Raw genomic sequence first — 2,242 nt, forward strand, 5'->3', positions numbered from 1 at the left:
GGCTACGTCGGTGCTAAATCACGTCAGCGCTGGCTGTTTTACGCGTATGACAGGATACGGAGGACGGTTGTGGCGCACGTCTTCGGTGAACGCACTCTGGCCACACTGGAGCGTCTTCTGAGCCTGCTGTCGGCCTTTGAGGTCGTGGTATGGATGACGGATGGCTGGCCGCTGTATGAATCACGCCTGAAGGGAAAGCTGCACGTTATCAGCAAGCGTTACACTCAGCGCATTGAGCGACATAATCTGAATCTGAGACAACATCTGGCAAGGCTGGGACGGAAGTCACTGTCGTTCTCAAAATCGGTGGAGCTGCATGACAAGGTCATCGGGCATTATCTGAACATAAAACACTATCAGTAAGTTGGAGTCATTACCAACAAATCGATGATTTTTAATCATCTATCTTCCTCTCAGTTACATGAATAAACCACCAAATATAGCGCACCCCTATAATTTCCAATACTTTATTCATCAAACATTTAATTCATACCATCAATTAATTACTTTTACATTTAATAAAATTAATAATATTTTTAAGAAAAACTAAAAACATTCGACAATCAAATAAGATATTCTTGCACCGATATACTTTTTTCTTTTCTGTTAAAGGACTCAGTTATGTTTAAAGGACAAAAAACATTGGCCGCACTGGCCGTATCTCTGCTGTTCACAGCACCTGTTTATGCGGCTGATGAAGGATCCGGTGAAATTCACTTTAAAGGTGAAGTTATTGAAGCACCGTGTGAAATACATCAGGATGATATTGATAAAGAGGTTGAACTCGGTCAGGTGACCACCAGCCACATTAATCAGTCACATCACAGCGATGCCGTTGCTGTCGACCTGCGCTTAGTCAACTGTGATCTGGAAAACTCCAGCAACGGTTCCGGTGGCAAGATTTCTAAAGTTGCAGTCACCTTTGATAGCTCAGCGAAAACCACCGGCGCAGATCCGATTCTCAACAACACCAGCACGGGTGAAGCCACCGGCGTCGGCGTACGTTTAATGAATAAAGATCAAAGCAATATCGTTTTAGGCACCGCTACTCCAGATATCGACCTGGCTCCGACCTCCAGCGAACAAACGCTGAATTTCTTTGCCTGGATGGAACAAATTGATCAGGCTACACCTGTAACGCCAGGCGCAGTTACGGCGAATGCAACCTACGTGCTGGATTATAAATAAGTATTACTTTGGCGGCGCTATCGCCGCCTTTCATAAAATATTTATCAGGTATGGACACCGTGAATATTTATCGACTCTCTTTTGTATCCTGCCTGGTCGTGGCGATGCCTTGCGCATTGGCGGTCGAATTCAACCTTAATGTTCTCGATAAATCGATGCGCGACCGCATTGATATTTCATTATTAAAGGAAAAAGGAGTCATTGCTCCCGGTGTGTATTTTGTTAGCGTTGCGGTAAATAATAACCAAATCAGTAACGGGCAAAAGATTAACTGGCACAAAAATGACGATAAAACCATTCCGTGCATCAATGATTTACTGGTCGATAAATTTGGCTTAAAACCTGAAGTCCGTCAGTCGTTACCATTGATAAATCAGTGCGTCGATTTTAGCTCCCGATCTGAAATGCTCTTCAATTTCGATCAAGCCAATCAGCAACTGAATATTAGTATTCCGCAAGCCTGGCTGGCGTGGCACTCAGAAAACTGGACCCCACCCTCCACATGGAAAGAAGGTGTCGCCGGTGTCCTGATGGATTACAACTTGTTTGCCAGCAGCTACCGCCCACAGGATGGCAGCAGCAGCACTAATCTTAACGCCTATGGAACAGCCGGAATCAACACGGGGGCATGGCGCTTACGCAGTGATTATCAGTTGAATCAGACTGATAGCGATGATAACCATGAACAGTCAGGCGAAATATCACGTACCTATCTTTTTCGCCCGTTACCGCAAATTAGGGTAATGACTCCAACTTACTGATAGTGTTTTATGTTCAGATAATGCCCGATGACCTTGTCATGCAGCTCCACCGATTTTGAGAACGACAGTGACTTCCGTCCCAGCCTTGCCAGATGTTGTCTCAGATTCAGATTATGTCGCTCAATGCGCTGAGTGTAACGCTTGCTGATAACGTGCAGCTTTCCCTTCAGGCGTGATTCATACAGCGGCCAGCCATCCGTCATCCATACCACGACCTCAAAGGCCGACAGCAGGCTCAGAAGACGCTCCAGTGTGGCCAGAGTGCGTTCACCGAAGACGTGCGCCACAACCGT

The 2,242-nt window shown here is 45.9% G+C and carries 1 protein-coding gene and 3 pseudogenes; 3 read left to right on the top strand and 1 reads right to left on the bottom strand.

All coding sequences use genetic code 11. The features are described from left to right. From BGK49_RS13025 to BGK49_RS26945, 3 genes and pseudogenes are all read left to right on the top strand, one after another. A pseudogene (locus tag BGK49_RS13025) lies at positions 1-363 on the top strand (IS1-like element IS1X2 family transposase); the annotation flags it as partial. Between the two features lie 258 nt (positions 364-621). Then, complete coding sequence (locus BGK49_RS13030; RefSeq protein WP_000472422.1) at positions 622-1,188, top strand: fimbrial protein; 567 nt, start codon at positions 622-624, stop codon at positions 1,186-1,188. A 50-nt stretch (positions 1,189-1,238) separates the two neighbouring features. Further along, positions 1,239-1,925: pseudogene (locus tag BGK49_RS26945) on the top strand (FimD/PapC N-terminal domain-containing protein); the annotation flags it as partial. A gap of 17 nt (positions 1,926-1,942) precedes the next feature. Here the strand turns inward: BGK49_RS26945 and BGK49_RS13040 are convergent. Then, positions 1,943-2,242 (bottom strand): annotated as a pseudogene (locus tag BGK49_RS13040) (IS1-like element IS1X2 family transposase); the annotation flags it as partial.

Origin of the sequence: Shigella sp. FC1544 (assembly GCF_001722145.1) — a bacterium.
In the GTDB taxonomy this organism is placed as follows: domain Bacteria; phylum Pseudomonadota; class Gammaproteobacteria; order Enterobacterales; family Enterobacteriaceae; genus Escherichia; species Escherichia coli.

What these genes read in the sequence shown, in the direction of transcription:
- BGK49_RS13030 (WP_000472422.1), top strand. Translation starts at nt 622, where the DNA reads ATGTTTAAAGGACAAAAAACATTGGCCGCACTGGCCGTATCTCTGCTG.